18 protein-coding genes are annotated in these 17,388 nt (G+C 73.1%); 9 read left to right on the forward strand and 9 right to left on the reverse strand.

The annotated features are described in order from the left end of the window. Positions 1-317: 317 nt before the first annotated feature. On the forward strand, positions 318-1,040 hold the full coding sequence (locus ACZ4V6_RS11640; protein WP_467825640.1) for a lysophospholipid acyltransferase family protein: 723 nt from the start codon (positions 318-320) through the stop codon (positions 1,038-1,040). A 64-nt stretch (positions 1,041-1,104) separates the two neighbouring features. Further along, positions 1,105-2,139, forward strand: a complete 1,035-nt coding sequence (locus ACZ4V6_RS11645; RefSeq protein ID WP_467825332.1) for an NAD-dependent epimerase/dehydratase family protein — start codon at positions 1,105-1,107, stop codon at positions 2,137-2,139. Positions 2,140-2,199: 60 nt separating this feature from the next. Here the strand turns inward: ACZ4V6_RS11645 and ACZ4V6_RS11650 are convergent, their stop codons facing one another. From ACZ4V6_RS11650 to ACZ4V6_RS11680, 7 genes are all read right to left on the reverse strand, one after another. Then, positions 2,200-3,813, reverse strand: a complete 1,614-nt coding sequence (locus tag ACZ4V6_RS11650) for an alpha/beta hydrolase (protein WP_467825334.1) — start codon at positions 3,811-3,813, stop codon at positions 2,200-2,202. Positions 3,814-3,942: 129 nt separating this feature from the next. Next, the gene (locus tag ACZ4V6_RS11655) at positions 3,943-4,713 is read right to left on the reverse strand and encodes an urease accessory protein UreD (RefSeq protein WP_467825336.1); all 771 of its coding nucleotides are present in this window, start codon (positions 4,711-4,713) and stop codon (positions 3,943-3,945) included. Next, positions 4,701-5,378, reverse strand: a complete 678-nt coding sequence (gene ureG / locus ACZ4V6_RS11660) for an urease accessory protein UreG (RefSeq protein ID WP_467825338.1) — start codon at positions 5,376-5,378, stop codon at positions 4,701-4,703. The genes ACZ4V6_RS11655 and ureG overlap by 13 nt, the downstream gene beginning before the upstream one ends. 139 nt (positions 5,379-5,517) lie before the next feature. After that, on the reverse strand, positions 5,518-6,192 hold the full coding sequence (locus tag ACZ4V6_RS11665; RefSeq protein WP_467825340.1) for an urease accessory protein UreF: 675 nt from the start codon (positions 6,190-6,192) through the stop codon (positions 5,518-5,520). Between the two features lie 8 nt (positions 6,193-6,200). Then, complete coding sequence (locus ACZ4V6_RS11670; protein ID WP_467825343.1) at positions 6,201-7,922, reverse strand: urease subunit alpha; 1,722 nt, start codon at positions 7,920-7,922, stop codon at positions 6,201-6,203. After that, a complete protein-coding gene (locus ACZ4V6_RS11675; protein ID WP_467825346.1) occupies positions 7,915-8,226 on the reverse strand; it encodes an urease subunit beta in 312 nt (103 codons plus the stop codon). Before ACZ4V6_RS11675 ends, ACZ4V6_RS11670 begins: the two co-directional genes overlap by 8 nt. A gap of 14 nt (positions 8,227-8,240) precedes the next feature. Continuing rightward, a complete protein-coding gene (locus ACZ4V6_RS11680; protein ID WP_189231199.1) occupies positions 8,241-8,543 on the reverse strand; it encodes an urease subunit gamma in 303 nt (100 codons plus the stop codon). Positions 8,544-9,365: 822 nt separating this feature from the next. Here ACZ4V6_RS11680 and ACZ4V6_RS11685 point away from each other — a divergent pair. Continuing rightward, positions 9,366-9,839, forward strand: coding sequence for a C40 family peptidase (locus ACZ4V6_RS11685; RefSeq protein ID WP_467825348.1), 474 nt, complete (start codon positions 9,366-9,368; stop codon positions 9,837-9,839). Between the two features lie 392 nt (positions 9,840-10,231). On the opposite strand, the gene ACZ4V6_RS11690 is transcribed toward ACZ4V6_RS11685, so the two are convergent. Next, entirely contained in the window at positions 10,232-10,735 is a 504-nt protein-coding gene (locus ACZ4V6_RS11690) for an ATP-binding protein (protein ID WP_467825351.1), read from the reverse strand. Positions 10,736-10,948: 213 nt separating this feature from the next. On the opposite strand from ACZ4V6_RS11690, the gene ACZ4V6_RS11695 reads away from it, so the two are divergent. After that, complete coding sequence (locus ACZ4V6_RS11695; RefSeq protein WP_467825354.1) at positions 10,949-11,809, forward strand: helix-turn-helix domain-containing protein; 861 nt, start codon at positions 10,949-10,951, stop codon at positions 11,807-11,809. A gap of 9 nt (positions 11,810-11,818) precedes the next feature. Next, entirely contained in the window at positions 11,819-12,058 is a 240-nt protein-coding gene (locus tag ACZ4V6_RS11700; RefSeq protein WP_467825356.1) for a DUF397 domain-containing protein, read from the forward strand. Positions 12,059-12,098: 40 nt separating this feature from the next. Here the strand turns inward: ACZ4V6_RS11700 and ACZ4V6_RS11705 are convergent, their stop codons facing one another. Then, positions 12,099-13,226: an 8-amino-7-oxononanoate synthase gene (locus ACZ4V6_RS11705; protein ID WP_467825359.1), complete on the reverse strand. Its 1,128-nt coding sequence runs from the start codon at positions 13,224-13,226 to the stop codon at positions 12,099-12,101. 150 nt (positions 13,227-13,376) lie between these two features. On the opposite strand from ACZ4V6_RS11705, the gene bioB reads away from it, so the two are divergent. The 4 genes from bioB (at position 13,377) to ACZ4V6_RS11725 (ending at position 17,388) form a co-directional block, all read left to right on the forward strand. Next, the gene (bioB, locus tag ACZ4V6_RS11710) at positions 13,377-14,585 is read left to right on the forward strand and encodes a biotin synthase BioB (protein ID WP_467825361.1); all 1,209 of its coding nucleotides are present in this window, start codon (positions 13,377-13,379) and stop codon (positions 14,583-14,585) included. Continuing rightward, complete coding sequence (locus ACZ4V6_RS11715) at positions 14,578-15,864, forward strand: adenosylmethionine--8-amino-7-oxononanoate transaminase (protein ID WP_467825364.1); 1,287 nt, start codon at positions 14,578-14,580, stop codon at positions 15,862-15,864. The genes bioB and ACZ4V6_RS11715 overlap by 8 nt, the downstream gene beginning before the upstream one ends. 3 nt (positions 15,865-15,867) lie before the next feature. Beyond that, entirely contained in the window at positions 15,868-16,584 is a 717-nt protein-coding gene (gene bioD, locus ACZ4V6_RS11720; RefSeq protein WP_467825366.1) for a dethiobiotin synthase, read from the forward strand. A gap of 108 nt (positions 16,585-16,692) precedes the next feature. Then, positions 16,693-17,388: a class I SAM-dependent methyltransferase gene (locus ACZ4V6_RS11725; protein ID WP_467825369.1), complete on the forward strand. Its 696-nt coding sequence runs from the start codon at positions 16,693-16,695 to the stop codon at positions 17,386-17,388.

The following is a 17,388-nucleotide window of genomic DNA, read 5'->3' on the forward strand; positions in this document are numbered from 1 at the left end:
GAGCTGGTCGACGGCCGCGAGGCACCGGGGTTTGCTCCCCGGCCGGCCGCTGCAGGTGAAACAGGTGAAAACCCGTGCGGAGTGAGTCGGTTGGACGCTAGAGCGCCCACTTTCAACACGTCAAGGACAAAGACCGAACTTTCTCAGGGAAAGATTGCTCGAGGGCGACAGATCAACGAGGAGAATCCCCCACACACTTCGGGCGTTTCCGGACACGCCCCGGGACCGCCCCGCACCACCACGCCCGGAACGTCTGGTGATGGGCCGTCAGGTGGCTCAGCATGGGGGGAGCGACCATCCGGGTGAGAGGGCGAACCATGTTCTACTACGTGCTCAAGTACGTACTGCTCGGCCCGCTGCTGCGGCTGGTCTTCCGCCCCCGGATCGAGGGGCTGGACCACGTGCCGGACTCGGGTGCGGCCATCATCGCCGGGAACCACCTGTCGTTCTCCGACCACTTCCTGATGCCCGCCGTGCTCCGGCGCCGTATCACCTTCCTCGCCAAGGCCGAGTACTTCACCGGCCCCGGCCTCAAGGGCCGGCTGACCGCCTTCTTCTTCCGCAGCGCGGGACAGATCCCGGTGGACCGCTCCGGCAAGGAGGCGGGGCAGGCCGCGATCCGCGAAGGGCTCGGCGTGCTGGGCAGGGGCGAGCTGCTCGGCATCTACCCGGAGGGCACGCGCTCGCACGACGGCCGGCTCTACAAGGGCAAGGTCGGCGTCGCGGTGATGGCGCTCAGGGCCGGGGTGCCGGTCGTGCCGTGCGCGATGATCGGCACCTTCGAGGCCCAGCCGCCCGGCCGGAAGATCCCGAAGGCGCACCCCGTGGTGATCCGTTTCGGCGAGCCGCTGGACTTCTCCCGCTACGCCGGGATGGAAGGCGAGAAGGCCGTGCTGCGCGCCGTCACCGACGAGATCATGTATGCCGTCCTGGCGCTGTCCGAGCAGGAGTACGTCGACCGGTACGCGGCGGACGTCAAGGCCGAGGAGGCGGAGCGGACGGCGAAGGACCGCAGGTTCCCCCGGCTGCCGCACCGGTAGGGAGTGCCTCTGCCGTCGGCAGAAGGGCGTGCCCGGCGGGCGCCGGAGCGCCTACGGTCCCCGTATGACACGAGCTGTGGTGATCGGGGCGACGGGGCAGATCGGACGGGTGGCCGTGGGGGCGCTGGCCCGCGACGGCTGGGAGGTGACGGCCGTCTCGCGCGGCGGCGGCCGCGACGCGGACTGGCCCGGGGAGGTACGGGTGGTGCGTGCCGACCGGGAGGACGACGCGGCGCTGTCCGCGGCGGTCGGCGACGGCTGCGACGTCCTGGTGGACATGGTGGCCTTCGGCGCCGGGCACGCCCGGCAGCTGGTCTCCCTCGCCGGGCGGGTCGGCTCGGCGGTGGTGATCTCCAGCGTCTCGGTCTACGAGGACGCGAAGGGCCGGAACTTCGACACGCAGTCCGAGCCCGGCGGCTTCCCGGAGTACCCGGTACCGCTCACCGAGGAGCAGCGCACCGTCCGGCCGGGCGACACCTCGTACAGCACCCGCAAGGCGGCGCTGGAGCGCGAACTGCTGGCCGCGGGCGACCGGCTGCCGGTCACGGTGCTGCGCGCGGGGGCGGTCCACGGGCCGCACTGCCGGACCCCGCGGGAGCTGTACTTCGTCAAGCGCAACCTGGACGGCAGGCGCCGGCGCGTGCTCGCGTACGGCGGTGCGAGCCGCTTCCACCCGGCGAGCGTGCACAACATCGCCGAGTTGGTCCGGCTGGCCGCCCCGCGGCCGGGGACCCGCGTGCTCAACGCGGTCGATCCGGACGCGCCGACGGTGGCGGAGATCGCGGCGGCGATCGACGCGGCCATGGGCGTGCGGGCCGAGGACGTGCTGGTGGACGGGCCGCCGCCCGCGCCCGGGGTCGGTGACACCCCGTGGTCGGTTCCGGCGCCGGTGGTGTGCGACATGACGGCGGCCGGGCGGCAGTTGGGGTACCGCCCGGTGGCCCGGTACGCCGAGACCCTGCCCGACACGGTCGCCTTCCTCGAGGAGCGCCTCGCCGGACGGGACTGGCGGGAGGCGTTCCCGAAGACGGCGCAGAACTACGGCGAACTCTTCGACTACGCGGCGGAGGACGCCTGGCTGGCCGCGCGGCCCGGCTGAGGAGACGGGAAGGGGGCGACCGGTCGGACCGGCCGCCCCCTCGGGCTCTCCCCGCGGTGACTACGGCTTGGGCGTGGCGTGCGGGGCGCAGGTCACGTCCCGGGCGTCCAGCTTGCCGGTGAGCAGGTAGGCGTCCACCCGCTCGTTGACGCACGGGTTGACCAGACCGGTGACGCCGTGGGAGCCGGCGTCCCGCTCGGTGATCAGGCGGGAGCCCTTGAACCGCTGGTGCAGTTCGACGGCGCCCTCGTACGGGGTGGCCGCGTCACGCTCGGACTGGACGATCAGCACGGGCGGAAGTCCCTTGCCGGTCTTCACGTTCAGCGGGGTCTGCTGCTTGACCGGCCAGGTGGCGCACGGCAGGTTCATCCACGCGTTGGCCCAGGTCATGAACGGGTGGTCGCGGTGCAGCCGGGTGTTGTCGCGGTCCCAGGTGCGCCAGTTGGTGGGCCACTTGGCGTCCGCGCACTCGACCGCCGTGTAGACGGCGTTGCCGTTCTCCGAGGACGCGTTGCCCACGGTGTCGGACAGGTCCGGGGCGGCGGCGTCGACGAGGGCCTGGGTGTCGCCGGCCACGTACTTGCTGAAGACCGCCGCCGTGGGGGCCCACGCGGAGTCGTAGTACGGGGCGCTCTGGAAGAAGGAGATCAGCTCGGCCGGGCCGACGACGCCCCCGAGAGGCGCCTTCTCGGCGGTGGCGCGCAGCTTGAGCCACTGCTCCTGGACCTCGGCGCGGGTGTCGCCGAGGTGGTAGGTCGCGTCGTTCTTGGCGACCCAGTCCTGCCAGTCCTTCCAGCGGCCCTCGAAGGCGACGTCCTGGTCCAGGTTGGCCTGGTACCAGATCTTCTCGCGCGACGGGTTGACGACGCTGTCGACGACCATCCGGCGCACGTGGTCCGGGAAGAGGGTGCCGTAGACGGCGCCGAGGTAGGTGCCGTAGGAGACGCCGAGGAAGTTGAGCTTCTTCTCGCCGAGGGCGGCGCGGATGACGTCCAGGTCGCGCGCGGTGTTCGGCGTGGTCATGTGCGGGAGCATCTCGCCGCTGCGCTCGAAGCAGCCCTCGGCGTACTCGGCGGCGAGCTTGCGCTGGGCGCGCTTGTCGGCCTCGGAGCGGGGCACCGGGTCCATCTTGGGCGCCTTGACGAACTCCTGCGGGTCGACGCAGGAGATGGGCGCGGACCTGCCGACGCCGCGCGGGTCGAAGCCCACGAAGTCGTAGGCCTTGGCCGTGTCGGCCCACACCGCGTTCTTGCCGGTGACGCGGGCCGGGAAGCGCAGGCCGGAGCCACCGGGGCCGCCCGGGTTGTAGACGAGCGCGCCCTGGCGCTCGGACGCGGTGCCGGTGTTGCCGATGCGGTCGACGGCGAGCTTGATCTGCTTGCCGTACGGCTTGGCGTAGTCGAGCGGCACGGTGACGTAGCCGCACTGGATGGGCTTGGGCAGGTTCCAGTCGGCGGGGCAGTCCTGCCAGTCGATGCCGGCCTTCGCGGCGCGGGCCGCGGCGATGGCGGCGCCGCGGGCTTCGCGGTCCTGGCCCTGCCCGTGGTCCCGGCCGGCGGCCGGGCTGGCGCTGGCCGCGGGTGCCGTGACGGCGCCGGCTATCAGCGTGGCGGTGACGAGTGCTCCGGCCGAGCCGAACGCCGCGGCTCTCCGGTGCAGCCTGGTCTTCCTCAAGTGGCCCTCCCCGTACATGGGTCGACAAGTACGGGGATCCTCGCGGCTGTGCACTCCCTGAGAACAGGGCCGACACCACTTCTTTGCCAATCCGATAAACGGATAGGTGTGTCCGAGGGGCGGAGATGCTCAGTCCAGGGAGGCCAGCGCCTCGTCCAGCAGCCGCCGCAGCCGCAGCGCGTCCGGCGCCACGGCCGTCACCAGCACGGCCGGTCCGGCGAGCGGCATGACGGCCGCGCCCTCCCCGACCGTGCGGGCGGCCGGCGGCGCGGTCGCGAAGGACGGCCGGACGACGACGACTTGGCCGACGGCACGGTGACCGGCCAGTCCGGCGGGACCGTCCCAGCCGCCCGGGGCGCCGGGGCCGCAGGACAGTTCCTGGTCGAGGACGGGGCGGCCCGCGATCCGTACGGCAAGACGGCTGGTGAGCCGTCCCGGTTCCTCTCCAAAGCGCCCGAGCACCTGTTCCTCGCGCAGCACGAGCCGGGCCGTGGGCGCGAGGTCGGCGCGGGTGGTCACGTGCAGGTCACTGCCGTCGGCGGAGATCAACTGCTCGGGCAGCCAGTGCAGTTCGGCGTCGTCGGCGACGACGAGCCGGACGTCGTAGCGGGCCCCCTCCTTGTCCTGGCCCGGCAGGGCGAGGGTGGCGGCGGCGGAGCCGACCCGCAGCCGGGCGCCCTGCACCGCCTCGGCACTCACCGTGAAGTGGTCGCCGCCGAGCGGTCCGCTCATCGCGCCGACCAGCATCACCCGGGCCTCGGCCCCGCTCCCCCGGGTCCGCCGCACCGCGAGGGGCCCTTCGCCCTCCATCACGGGCAGGCCGGTGCCGCCGCGTCCGTCGCCGCGGGCGAGGATCCGCGCCCGCGCCCGGACGCCGCCCGGCGCCCTCACGCCGTCCACGCGGCGAGCCGGGCGCGCACCCAGTCGGCGACCTCCCCCACGCCGGCCTCGCTCCTGAGCGACTGGAGGACGACGGGCAGTTCGCCGCGCTGCGCCTTGGCGTCGGCGGCCATCCGCGCGAGGTCGGAGCCGACGTACGGGGCGAGGTCGGTCTTGTTGACGATGAGCAGGTCGGCGGTGGAGACACCGGGGCCGCCCTTGCGCGGGATGTCGTCGCCGCCCGCCACGTCGATCACGAAGACCTGGGCGTCGACGAGTCCCCGGGAGAAGGTGGCGGTGAGGTTGTCGCCACCGGACTCCACGAGCACCAGGTCGAGCGGCCCGACCTCGTCCTCCAGGTCCTCGACGGCCTCGAGGTTGGCGGAGATGTCGTCCCGGATCGCGGTGTGCGGGCAGGCGCCCGTCTCGACGGCGCTGATCCGCTCCGGCGGCAGCACCGCCTCGCGCAGCAGGAACTCGGCGTCCTCGCGCGTGTAGATGTCGTTGGTGACGACGGCGAGGGAGAGTTCGTCGCGCAGGGCGCGGCAGAGGGCGGCGACGGTGGCGGTCTTGCCGGAGCCGACGGGGCCGCCGAGTCCGATGCGCAGCGCGCGGCGGGTCCCGTCGGGCCGGCGGGCGTCGGCGGACACGGCGGCGGGGCCGTCGTGGTGATGGTCGAGGTGCATGGTGCGACTCCTGTGAAGCTGGTCCGGCGCTGTCGGCCCGTCCGGCGTTCGAGGACGGGGCCGTTCAGGCCGACGGGGGCCCAGGGGGCGGTGCCCCCCCGGGGTCGGGAAGGAAAGGGGCGGCGGGGGCGGGCGACCGCTACGAGGCGAACAACCGCACCGCCCAGGCGGCATGCGCCTGGGCCTCGATCTCGAGCAGCGGCGCGGACCGCGCCGGCAGCGCGTCCGCCCCCTCGTCGACGGCCCGGTGTGCCGCCTCCACGGCGTCCTGGGCCACGCGGTCCACCTCGGGCGCCAGCCGCGCGAGGACGGCGGTGGCGTCGAACGGGTCGAGGCCGAGCAGCCGGACGACCGCGGTCGCCGGTCCGCTCACCCCCTCGTAGGCGGAGCAGTACGCCGCGTCCAGAGGTCCGAGCCCGGCCGCGCGGACGGCGAGACCGAGGACGACGGGCTGGTGGGCGCCCTTGGGGAAGCGTCCGGCCAGCGCGTCGAGTCCGGGGTCCGGCCAGGTGGCGCGGGCGGCCCGCATGAGCTGCCGGCCGAGTCTGCGCGCCACCGTCCGCAGGGCGGGTGACGGCGTGCGGGCGTCCGCGGCCCGGTCGAGTTCCCCGGGGTCGACGCCGAGGGCCGCGGCCGCCGCGAGGGACGCCGTCACGGCTCCGCTCGTGTGCAGCCGCCCCCGGCAGAACTCCTCCAGGCTCGCGGCGTCGGTGATGCGTCCGGCCTTGACGGCGGCCTCGGCCCCGCCGGAGTGGGCGTGCCCTCCGGCGGGGAAACGGCCGTCCGACAGGACGAGCAGTGCTGCGCGGCTCATCACGGCGCTCAGAACAGGAAGTACCGCTGCGCGAGCGGCAGTTCGGTGGCCGGTGCGGGTTCGACGAGCTCTCCGTCGATGGTCACCGCGAAGGAGTCCGCGGCGACCTCGACCCGTGGCAGGACGTCGTTCTCGCGCATGTCGGCCTTGGTGCGGCCGCGGGTCGAGCGGATGGGGACGAACTCCTTCCCGAGTCCGAGCCGTTCCGGCAGCCCGTCCTCGATCGCCGCCTCGGCCACGAAGTTCAGCGAGTTCATGGCCGGCGCCCTGCCGAGGGCGCCGTACATCGGACGCGGCAGGACGGGCTGCGGGGTGGGGATGGAGGCGTTGGCGTCGCCCACCTGCGCGTGGACGATCTGTCCGCCCTTGAGCACGGCCTGGGGCTTCACGCCGAAGAACGCGGGCTCCCAGAGCACCAGGTCGGCGAGCTTGCCGGACTCGACGGAGCCGACCTCGTGCTCGATGCCCTGGGCGACGGCGGGGTTGATGGTGTACTTGGCGACATAGCGACGCGCGCGCCGGTTGTCGGCGCGGGTGTCGCCGGGCAGGAAGCCGCGCCGTCGCTTCATCACGTGCGCGGTCTGCCAGGTCCGCAGGATCACCTCGCCGATGCGTCCCATGGCCTGGGAGTCCGACGACATGATGGAGATGGCCCCCATGTCGTGCAGGATGTCCTCGGCCGCGATGGTGCTCGGCCGGATGCGCGACTCGGCGAAGGCCAGGTCCTCGGGGACGGCGGGGTTGAGGTGGTGGCAGACCATCAGCATGTCGAGGTGTTCCTCGACGGTGTTGACGGTGTGCGGCCGGGTCGGGTTGGTGGACGCCGGCAGCATGTTCGGCAGCGATACCGCCGTGATCATGTCAGGTGCGTGGCCTCCGCCGGCGCCCTCGACGTGGAAGGCGTGCAGGGTGCGTCCCGCGACCGCGTCGAAGGTGTCGCCGACGAATCCGGCCTCGTTCAGGGTGTCCGTGTGGACGGCGAGCTGGACGCCGGACTCCTCGCACACGTCCAGACAGGCGGAGATCACGGCGGGGGTGGCGCCCCAGTCCTCGTGGATCTTGAAGCCGAGGATGCCGGCGCGCAGCTGGTCGCGCATCGACTCCTTGGACATGGTGCTGCCCTTGCCGAGGAAGCCGATGTTGACGGGGCTCGACTCCAGGGCCGCGTACATCCGCGCGAGGTGCCACGAACCGGGGGTGACCGTGGTCGCCTTGCTGCCCTCGGCCGGGCCCGTGCCGCCGCCGATGAGGGTGGTGACGCCGGAGGCGAGGGCCTCGTCGACGATGCCCGGCGCGATGAAGTGGACGTGCGTGTCGATGCCGCCGGCGGTGACGATCTTGCCGTTGCCCGCGATGATCTCCGTCTCGGGGCCGATGACGAGCTCCGGGTGGACGCCGTCCATGGTGTCCGGGTTGCCGGACTTGCCGATGCCGGTGATGCGGCCGTCGCGGATGCCGATGTCGGCCTTGACGATGCCCCAGTGGTCGATGATCACGGCGCCGGTGATCACGGTGTCGGGGGCGCCCTCGGCGCGGGTGGCGCGCGACTGGCCCATGGACTCGCGCAGCACCTTGCCGCCGCCGAAGACCGACTCGTCGCCGGAGCGGCCGGGGCCGCCGGAGCGGTCCTCCTCGATCTCGACGAAGAGGTCGGTGTCGGCCAGGCGGATGCGGTCGCCGGTGGTCGGGCCGAACAGGTCGGCGTAGGCGGCTCGGGACAGTTCAGGCATCGAGGGCACCTCCGGTCGCGCCGCGCAGACCCACGACGACGCGGGCACCCGCGAGGGGGATCAGCTCCACGTCGACCGGGATGCCGGGCTCGAACCGGACGGCGGTGCCGGCGGCGATGTCCAGCCGCTTGCCGTGCGCCGCGGCGCGGTCGAAGTCGAGACCGGGGTTGGCCTCGGCGAAGTGGTAGTGGGAGCCGACCTGGACGGGCCGGTCGGCGGTGTTGAGCACGGTGAGGCGGGTGGTCTCGCACCCCTCGTTGAAGACGACCGGCTCGTCGGCGAAGAGGATCTCTCCGGGAATCATGGCTGTCGTTCCCGTCAGATGATCGGTTCGTGGACGGTGACGAGCTTGGTCCCGTCGGGGAAGGTCGCCTCGACCTGCACGTCGTGGATCATCTCGGGAATGCCCTCCATGACCTCGTGACGCTGGATCAGCTTGCGGCCCGAGGCCATGAGTTCGCTGACCGTACGGCCGTCGCGGGCGCCTTCGAGGATGTGCGAGGTGATCAGCGCGACGACCTCGGGATGGTTGAGCTTCACACCGCGCGCGCGACGCTTCTCGGCCACGTCCGCGGCCACGTGGATGAGCAGTCTCTCCTGCTCGTGCGGGGTCAGTTGCACGTACCACCTCACAGAACTTCGCGCCAGGACCGGACGGTCCGGCTGCCGCGTCCACCGCGGCGGCTCTAGATGTAACACACAGGAAGGGACCCGAACGCGCCGTCGTCGGTCAGAAAACCGCAGGTGGAACGGGGTACAGAGTAGGGCTGGAGTGTTTCCGCCCCGTCACACGGTTTTGACTGACTGATTACCGGTTTGACCGATCGATTACCGGTCCCGGCCGGCGCGCTTCCGCATGCCCGCGAACCCCCGGACACCACCGTCGCCCGCGAGGCGGCCCGGTGGCCGCGCCCGGCGCACCCACCGCCGCGCCGGAGCCGAAACCAGCCAAACGACGTACCCCCTTTCGGCGTAGGAACACCACGGATTTCCGGTCCCCCGCACTTGCGCGATCCGCACGCCCGAACGGCGGAATTTGTCATTCCGCCGCTGGTCCCGGGGTCGTCGCGACAGTCGGCGGAGAGGCGGACATCGACATGTCCACCCGGACGGCCCAGAGGTGAGTAACCACACAACATCCCGGTTCCGTTGGGATTTTCCGACTTCGGTGAGACAAGATCCATGACTGACGACAAGCCCCCGCCACAGCGGTGGGGCGGTCCGGGCGGACGCCGAGTCCTGCCGCCGCCCGGACGACCGGTCGACAGGAGTGGATCGGCAGGAGTGGAGGACCCAAGCACGACGGGTCGCCGGAACGGACGTCTCACGACAGGCGCCGGGCCGAGCAGCCCTTGGGGTGAAGCCGCACTCGTGCGGCCGGGCAACTTCGCCAGCCCGAATCCGACAGGTCATCCTTCACAGGCGGCTGACGAAGGGTTGCGCATGACTGCGCTCAATCGTGTCCCGTCGCTGATGGCCCGTGCCGGTACGGCCTCGGCCCTGACCATCGCCGCCGTGGGCGGCTCCCTCGTGGTTCCCGGCGCCTCCTCCGAGGCCGCCGCGGCGAGCCACGCGTCGAAGGCCCTCAAGATCGCGGCCTCCAAGAAGGGCTCGCCCTACGCGTGGGGCGCCACCGGACCGTACCGGTTCGACTGCTCCGGGCTGACGCTGTACTCGTTCAAGAAGGCCGGCAAGAAGCTGCCGCGGACCGCCGCGCAGCAGTACAACAAGACCCGCCACATCTCCGCCAAGAGCCGCAGGGCCGGAGACCTCGTGTTCTTCCACTCGGGCCGGAGCGTGTACCACGTCGGCATCTACGCCGGGAAGGGCAAGATCTGGCACGCCCCGAAGACCGGGGACGTGGTGCGGCTGCAGAAGATCTGGACGAACAGCGTCTGGTACGGCCGGGTGAAGTGATCCGCCCGGGGCGGTGACGGCGTCCTGACGCGCCGTCCCCCTCCTTCTTCGGGCATGGCGCCGAGGAGCGCGCCGTGCGGGTGTCCTCGCGGCTCGCCGCGCCCGGCACGGGCGCGGCGGTGCTCGCGTTCACCGGCTCGGTGACGCTCGTGGTCGACGTGTCCACCGGCCGGATCGGCGAAGCGGCCGCCGGCGCGGCGGCCTCGCTGGTCCGCCTCGGCCCGTGGTGGCTGCTCCCCCGCCTGGCCCGGCGGACCCGCGTCTCCGGTGGGCTCCGTGCCCCCCGAGCGGCGCCCGGCGGCGGAACCGGCCGCCGGGGGCCGGGAGAAGGCGGTGCGGAGCCGCACGGCACGGCGCTCGCCGCCCGTCGCGCGCCGGGTGCCGTCCAGGCCTCACCGCTGGGGCCTCCGCTGCTCCACGGCCTCGCCCCGGGGACGGCCCACGACCGTGACCGGTTCGGCGGGCGCCGACGGGCCCGGTGTCCTCCAGGGCAGTTCGACGGAGACGGTCTTGCCGCCCTCGCGCGTGGGCCGCACCCTCAGCCTGCCGCCGTACTCCGCCGTCAGCCAGCGGATGATCACCATTCCCCGGCCGTTGTCCTGCTGCACGGCGGCGGGCAGGCGCTTGGGGAGACGCGGGTGGCTGTCCGTGACGCCGACGCACAGCCGTTCGTCGCGGTCGAGCACGAGGTCCACCGTGAAGGTCGGCGACTGCCCGAGCGTGTGCTGGACCGCGTTGGTGGCCAGCTCGGAGACGATGAGCCGGACGGTCTCGGACACCTCCGCGTCCGCGGGCAGACCCCACTCCGCCAGGGTGCCCACCACATAAGCGCGCGCGGCGGCCACCGAGGCGGGATCGCTCGGCAGAGTGACGGATGCTTCCAGATGGTCTGCCATGGCGACGCCGTCCCTTTCCCACGAGACCGCGGTCCGACACGGAGCGGATGGTTCGAGTACGGTCCCGGACTGGTGCTTCGTCGCCAGACTGCCACCATCACCCGGCGCAGAGCGGCGATCCACCAAGATATGCATATATCTGTCGCTCGAAGCGGTGAACTCTGCGACGACAGACCGTATGCGCGCGCCTCGATGGGAGTAAAGGAGTGGCCCATGCAGCACGGTCCGGTGGTGCGCCGCCGAAAGCTGGGCGCGGAACTGCGCGCCCTGCGCACGTCGGCGGGGATCACCAGCGGCGAGGCGGCCCGGCTGGTGGGCTGGCACCAGTCGAAGGTCAGCCGGATCGAGACCGGGACGAGCGGGGCGAAACCGGCCGATGTGCGGTTGCTGCTGGACGCCTACGGCGTGGACGACCGGGAACTGCGGGAGCTGCTGGTGGTGCTGGCGGGCTCCGAGGACACGGGTGGCCGGCACCACTGGTGGCATGCCTACCGCGGGGTGCTGCCGCCGACGTACCGGGACTTCATCAGCCTGGAGTCGCAGGCGAGCGCGATGCGCACCCTGGAGACCACCGTCGTGCCCGGGCTGCTGCAGACGCCGGAGTACGCCCGTGCGGTCACGCGGGCCGCGGTGGACGGGCTGCCGGAGGAGCGGCTGGACACGCTGGTGGAGGTCCGGCTGGCCCGGCAGGACGTGCTGCGGGCCGATCCGCCGCTGGAGCTGAACGCGGTCCTCGACGAAGCGGTGCTGCGCCGGGAGGTGGGCGGGCCGGGGGTGATGGCCCGGCAGCTGACCCGGCTGGTGGAGGCCGCGCGGCTGCCCCACGTCCGGCTCCAGGTGCTCCCCTTCACCGCCGGGGCGCACATCGGCGTCACCGGTCCTTTCGTCATCTTCTCCTTTCCGAGCACTTCCGATCTCGACGTGGTTGTTCTCGACCACTTGACGAGTAGTCTCCATCTCGAGCGGAAAGAAGACCTGGAGGCCTACACCGAGGCCTTCAACGCCCTCCTGCTCCATGCCCTTTCGCCCGACGACTCGTTGGACTACATCGCCGCGACAGCGGCCGGCGCGTAAGGAGGCACCATGTCCGCACTTCCTCGGAACACCCCCGCGAGTACCGATCTGCACGGTGTGCGGTGGCTGCGCAGCAGCTACAGCACCGGGGCCAACAACTGCGTGGAGACGGCACGGCCGTCGGCCGGCCCCTGGGCCGGACTGCTCGCCGTGCGCGACTCCAAGGACCCGGCCGGGCCCGCGCTGCTCTTCTCCCCGGGGAGCTGGGCGTCGTTCACGGCCGCGGTCCGCCGCGGCCGGCCGCACTGATCCGACCGCGCCGCGCGACGCACGGCCGTGCCACGCCGACTCATGGCCGCGTTTCGCCGATCACCCGTACAGCGCGTTCGATCTGCTCCCCGGAGAGGTCCGCACGAGCGGTCAGCCTGAGCCGTGAGATGCCGTCGGGCACGGACGGAGGACGGAAGCAGCCCACGGACAGGCCGGCCGCACGGCAGTCGGCCGCCCACCGGACGGCCCCCTCCGGGGAAGGGGCGCGCACCGAGACCACCGCGGCGTCCGGACGTACCGCCTCCAGACCCGCGGCGGTCAGGCGTGCGTGCAGCTCGGCCGCCACCGCGCGTGCCCGGGCCGCCCGTTCGGGCTCACGGCGCAACAGGCGCAGAGCGGCGAGGGCCGCCCCCGTCGCCGCGGGGGCGAGCCCCGTGTCGAAGATGAAGGACCGTGCCGTGTTGACGAGGTGGTCGATCACCCGGGCGGGGCCGAGCACGGCACCGCCCTGGCTGCCGAGCGACTTGGACAGCGTGAGCGTCACGACGACGTCGTCGGCGCCCGCGAGCCCCGCCGCGGACGGGGCGCCCCGTCCGCCCTCGCCGAGGACCCCGAAACCGTGGGCGTCGTCGACGACCAGCCCGGCGCCGTGCTCCCGGCACGCCTCGGCGAGGGCGGCCAGCGGCGCGGCGTCGCCGTCCACCGAGAAGACCGTGTCGGAGACGGCGACGGCGGGCCCGTCGTGCGCCGCCAGCGCCTTGCGCACCGCGTCCGGGTCGGCGTGCGCCACCACCTGGGTCGTGCCCCGGGCCAGACGGCAGCCGTCGATCAGCGAGGCGTGGTTGGCGGCGTCGGAGACGACGAGGGAACCGTGCGGGGCCAGCGCGGTGACCGCGGCGAGGTTGGCCGCGTAGCCGGAGGAGAGGACGAGGGCGGCCTCGAAGCCGCAGAAGGCGGCCAGTTCGCGCTCGAGTTCGGTGTGCAGTTCGGTCGTTCCGGTGACGAGCCGGGAACCGGTCGCGCCGCCGCCCCAGGCACGCGCGGCCCGCGCCGCCCCCTCGGCGACCTCCGGATGCCGGGCGAGACCGAGGTAGTCGTTGCTCGCCAGGTCCAGCAGCGGCGAGTCGGCCGGACGGGGCCGCAGCGTCCGTACGAGCCCGGCCCGGCGGCGTGCCCCGGCCTGCTCGTCGATCCAGCCGAACGCCATGAGTCACCCTCCGGGGATTTTGTAGGCAGTGGACAGACACTAGCGGCACGACGGCTCGTCCGAGGTGTGGCGATACCCACACGGCGATCTGTCACTGTTGTGCGAACTCTCCTTGGCCCCGGGTGGCCCCGTAGGACAGGATCGGCTCTCATGGATCTGCTGAACACGCTGGTGGACAAGGGGCTTCGGCGCGAGACGCCGACCCGCGAGGAGGCGCTGGCCGTCCTGGCCACGTCCGACGACGACCTGCTCGACGTGGTGGCCGCGGCCGGCAGGGTGCGCCGTCACTGGTTCGGCCGACGGGTGAAACTCAACTACCTCGTCAACCTCAAGTCGGGCCTGTGCCCCGAGGACTGCTCCTACTGCTCGCAGCGGCTCGGCTCGAAGGCCGAGATCCTCAAGTACACCTGGCTCAAACCCGGCCAGGCCTCCGAGGCCGCCGCCGCGGGCGTGGCCGGCGGCGCCAAGCGGGTGTGCCTGGTGGCCAGCGGACGCGGTCCGACCGACCGGGACGTGGACCGCGTCTCCGAGACGATCAAGACCATCAAGGACCAGAACGAGGGCGTCGAGGTGTGCGCCTGCCTGGGCCTGCTCTCCGACGGCCAGGCGGAGCGGCTGCGCGCGGCGGGCGCCGACGCCTACAACCACAACCTCAACACCTCGGAGTCGGTGTACGGGGACATCACCACCACCCACACCTACGCCGACCGGGTGGACACGGTCACCAAGGCGCACGCGGCCGGGCTGTCCGCCTGCTCGGGGCTGATCGCGGGCATGGGCGAGAGCGACGAGGACCTCGTCGACGTGGTCTTCTCGCTGCGCGAGCTGGACCCCGACTCGGTGCCGGTCAACTTCCTGATCCCGTTCGAGGGCACCCCGCTGGCCAAGGAGTGGAACCTCACCCCCCAGCGGTGCCTGCGGATCCTGGCGATGGTCCGGTTCGTGTGCCCCGACGTCGAGGTGCGCATCGCCGGCGGCCGCGAGGTGCACCTGCGCACGATGCAGCCGCTCGCCCTGCACCTGGCCAACTCCATCTTCCTGGGCGACTACCTCACCAGCGAGGGCCAGGCGGGCAGGGCCGACCTGGAGATGATCGCGGACGCCGGCTTCGAGGTGGAGGGCACCGACCGGGTGACCCTGCCCGAACACCGCGCGGCGGGCCGGGGCGGCTGCGGATCCCACGAGGGCGGTGGCTGCGGGTCCCACGAGGGGGGGAGCGTCTGTGGGTCCGTCCCGGCCGGGGGCGGGTGCGGTTCCGCGACGGCCGCGGAGCCGGTGGCCCCCGCGGGCGAGGCGCGCACCGATCTGGTCGCGGTGCGCCGGCGCGGCGCGGGAACGGACCTGGCGCCCAATGCCTGAGCCCACGCCGACCGTGGACGCGCTGCTGGCCCTGGACCGGCAGCACGTCTGGCACCCGTACGGACCGATGCCCGGCCGGCAGGACCCGCTGGTGGTGGAGTCGGCGAGCGGGGTGCGGCTGCGCCTGGCCGGCACCTCGCAGGAGCTGGTCGACGGGATGTCGTCCTGGTGGTCGGCGATCCACGGCTACAACCACCCGGTCCTCAACGAGGCCGTGCGCGACCAGCTCGGACGCATGAGCCACGTCATGTTCGGCGGCCTCACCCACGAGCCCGCCGTGCGGCTGGCGAAGCTCCTGGTCGACATGTCGCCCGAGGGGCTGGAGCACGTGTTCCTCGCCGACTCCGGCTCGGTGTCGGTCGAGGTCGCGGTCAAGATGTGCCTGCAGTACTGGCGCTCGCTGGGCCGCCCCGCCAAGCGGCGGCTGCTGACCTGGCGCGGCGGCTACCACGGCGACACCTGGCAGCCCATGTCCGTGTGCGACCCCGACGGCGGCATGCACGACCTGTGGAGCGGCGTCCTGCCCCGCCAGCTGTTCGCCGACGCCCCGCCCGCGGAATACGACGACACCTATGCCGCACACCTGTCGTCGATGATCGAGCGGCACGCCGACGAGCTGGCCGCGGTGATCGTCGAGCCGGTGGTGCAGGGCGCGGGCGGGATGCGGTTCCACTCCCCCGCCTACCTGCGGGTGCTGCGCGAGGCCTGCGACACGCACGACGTGCTGCTGGTGTTCGACGAGATCGCCACCGGCTTCGGACGCACCGGCGCCCTGTTCGCCGCCGAACACGCCGCGGTGACACCGGACGTGATGTGCGTGGGCAAGGCGCTGACCGGCGGCTACCTGACCATGGCGGCCACCCTGTGCACCGCGCGCGTCGCCGACGGCATCTGTCGGGGCGAGGTGCCGGTCCTCGCCCACGGGCCCACCTTCATGGGCAACCCGCTCGCCGCCGCCGTCGCCTGCGCCTCCCTCGGCCTGCTGCTCGGCCACGACTGGCGCGCGGAGGTCAAACGCATCGAGGCCGGCCTCACCGAGGGGCTCGCCCCCGCCGCCGCCCTGCCGGGCGTGCGGGACGTGCGGGTGCTCGGCGCGATCGGCGTCGTCCAGCTCGACCATCCGGTCGACATGCGGGCCGCCACGGCGGCGGCCGTGCGCGAGGGCGTCTGGCTGCGCCCGTTCCGCGACCTGGTCTACACCATGCCGCCCTACATCACCGGCGACACGGACGTCGCCCGCATCACCCGCGCGGTCCGCGCGGCGGCGAAGGAGGGATGACACATGCCGGTACTGGTGATCACCGGGACGGGCACCGAGGTCGGCAAGACGGTCGCGACCGCCGCCGTCGCCGCGGCGGCGCTGGCGGCCGGCCGGTCGGTGGCCGTGCTCAAGGCCGCCCAGACCGGCGTACGGCCCGACGAGCCCGGGGACGTCCAGGAGGTCGCACGTCTGGCGGGCGCCGTGACGGCGGCCGAGGTCGCCCGCTACCCCGAACCGCTGGCGCCCGCCACCGCCGCGCGGCGGGCCGGGCGGACGCCGGTGCGTCCCGGGGAGGTGGCGAAGGCCGCGGCCGAACTGGCCACCGAGCACGATCTGGTGCTGGTCGAGGGGGCGGGCGGGCTGCTCGTCCGGTTCGACGAGGCGGGCGGAACGCTGGCGGACGTCGCGGCCCTGCTCGGCGCACCGGTGGTCGTGGTGGCGTCGGCGGGACTCGGCACGCTGAACACGACCGAGCTGACGGCGCGCGAACTCGCGGCGCGGGGGCTGGAGTTGCCGGGCGTGGTGATCGGCAGCTGGCCCACGGAACCGGACCTCGCCTCGCGCTGCAACCTCGTGGACCTGCCGGACGTGTCCGGGGCACCGCTGCTCGGCGCCCTGCCCGCCGGGGCGGGCGCCCTCGCACCGGCCGCCTTCCGGTCGGCGGCGCCGCACTGGCTGGCCCCCCGCCTGGAGGGCACCTGGGACGCGGACGCGTTCCGTCTCCGGGAGGCCCCCTGAACGACCGCCGGCCGGACCACCGCGCGCGAACGGGGCGCCGACGGGTGAGTGCGCGGTGCTCGGGCGGGGGACAATCGCGGTGAGGCACCACCTCGTGAGGGAGGTCCCATGCCGCTGCGATCCGACCGTTCCCGGGCAGTGCCCCCGGACGCCGTGCGCCATCCGCTCTTCGCCCGCTACTACGCCCGGTTCAGCACGAGCGCCGAGACCCGGATGGGCATGGCGCGGGTGCGCGAGCGGCTGCTCGCCGGAGTGTCCGGGCGGGTGATCGAGGTCGGTGCGGGCAACGGCCTGAACTTCGCGCACTATCCGGGCACCGTCTCGGAGGTCGTCGCCATCGAACCGGAGCGCTCCCTGCGGCGGCTGGCCGTGGACGCGGCGCTGCGCGCCCCGGTGCCGGTCGACGTGGCGCCGGGTACGGCGGAGGCGCTGCCGGTCAAGAGCGAGGCCTTCGACGCGGCCGTCGTGTCGCTGGTGCTGTGCAGCGTCCGGGACGTGCCGCGGGCGCTCGGGGAGTTGCGGCGGGTGCTGCGGCCCGGCGGCGAGCTGCGGTTCTTCGAGCACGGGCGGGGCGGCGGACGGGTGATGACCTTCACCCAGCGGGCGCTGGACCGGACGGTGTGGCCGTCGCTGGCCGGCGGCTGTCACGTGTCCCGGGACCCGGTCGCCGCGCTGCGGGAGGCCGGGTTCGCCCTGGGGCCGTACCGGCGGACGCTGATGCCGGAGAACGGGCCGGCCCTGCCGATGTCCTACTGCGTCCTCGGCACGGCCTGGCGACCGCCCGAGGGTGACGACAGGCCCTAG

Source organism: Streptomyces sp. NPDC029152, from assembly GCF_055564355.1.

Coding starts and splice junctions, on each gene's coding strand:
- ACZ4V6_RS11715 (WP_467825364.1), top strand. CDS start 14,578: ATGCCTGAGCCCACGCCGACCGTGGACGCGCTGCTGGCCCTGGACCGG.
- ACZ4V6_RS11675 (WP_467825346.1), bottom strand. CDS start 8,226: ATGATTCCCGGAGAGATCCTCTTCGCCGACGAGCCGGTCGTCTTCAAC.
- ACZ4V6_RS11665 (WP_467825340.1), bottom strand. CDS start 6,192: ATGAGCCGCGCAGCACTGCTCGTCCTGTCGGACGGCCGTTTCCCCGCC.
- ACZ4V6_RS11725 (WP_467825369.1), top strand. CDS start 16,693: ATGCCGCTGCGATCCGACCGTTCCCGGGCAGTGCCCCCGGACGCCGTG.
- bioD (WP_467825366.1), top strand. CDS start 15,868: ATGCCGGTACTGGTGATCACCGGGACGGGCACCGAGGTCGGCAAGACG.
- ACZ4V6_RS11645 (WP_467825332.1), top strand. CDS start 1,105: ATGACACGAGCTGTGGTGATCGGGGCGACGGGGCAGATCGGACGGGTG.
- ACZ4V6_RS11705 (WP_467825359.1), bottom strand. CDS start 13,226: ATGGCGTTCGGCTGGATCGACGAGCAGGCCGGGGCACGCCGCCGGGCC.
- ACZ4V6_RS11690 (WP_467825351.1), bottom strand. CDS start 10,735: ATGGCAGACCATCTGGAAGCATCCGTCACTCTGCCGAGCGATCCCGCC.
- ACZ4V6_RS11640 (WP_467825640.1), top strand. CDS start 318: ATGTTCTACTACGTGCTCAAGTACGTACTGCTCGGCCCGCTGCTGCGG.
- bioB (WP_467825361.1), top strand. CDS start 13,377: ATGGATCTGCTGAACACGCTGGTGGACAAGGGGCTTCGGCGCGAGACG.
- ACZ4V6_RS11670 (WP_467825343.1), bottom strand. CDS start 7,922: ATGCCTGAACTGTCCCGAGCCGCCTACGCCGACCTGTTCGGCCCGACC.
- ACZ4V6_RS11700 (WP_467825356.1), top strand. CDS start 11,819: ATGTCCGCACTTCCTCGGAACACCCCCGCGAGTACCGATCTGCACGGT.
- ACZ4V6_RS11685 (WP_467825348.1), top strand. CDS start 9,366: ATGACTGCGCTCAATCGTGTCCCGTCGCTGATGGCCCGTGCCGGTACG.
- ACZ4V6_RS11695 (WP_467825354.1), top strand. CDS start 10,949: ATGCAGCACGGTCCGGTGGTGCGCCGCCGAAAGCTGGGCGCGGAACTG.
- ureG (WP_467825338.1), bottom strand. CDS start 5,378: ATGCACCTCGACCATCACCACGACGGCCCCGCCGCCGTGTCCGCCGAC.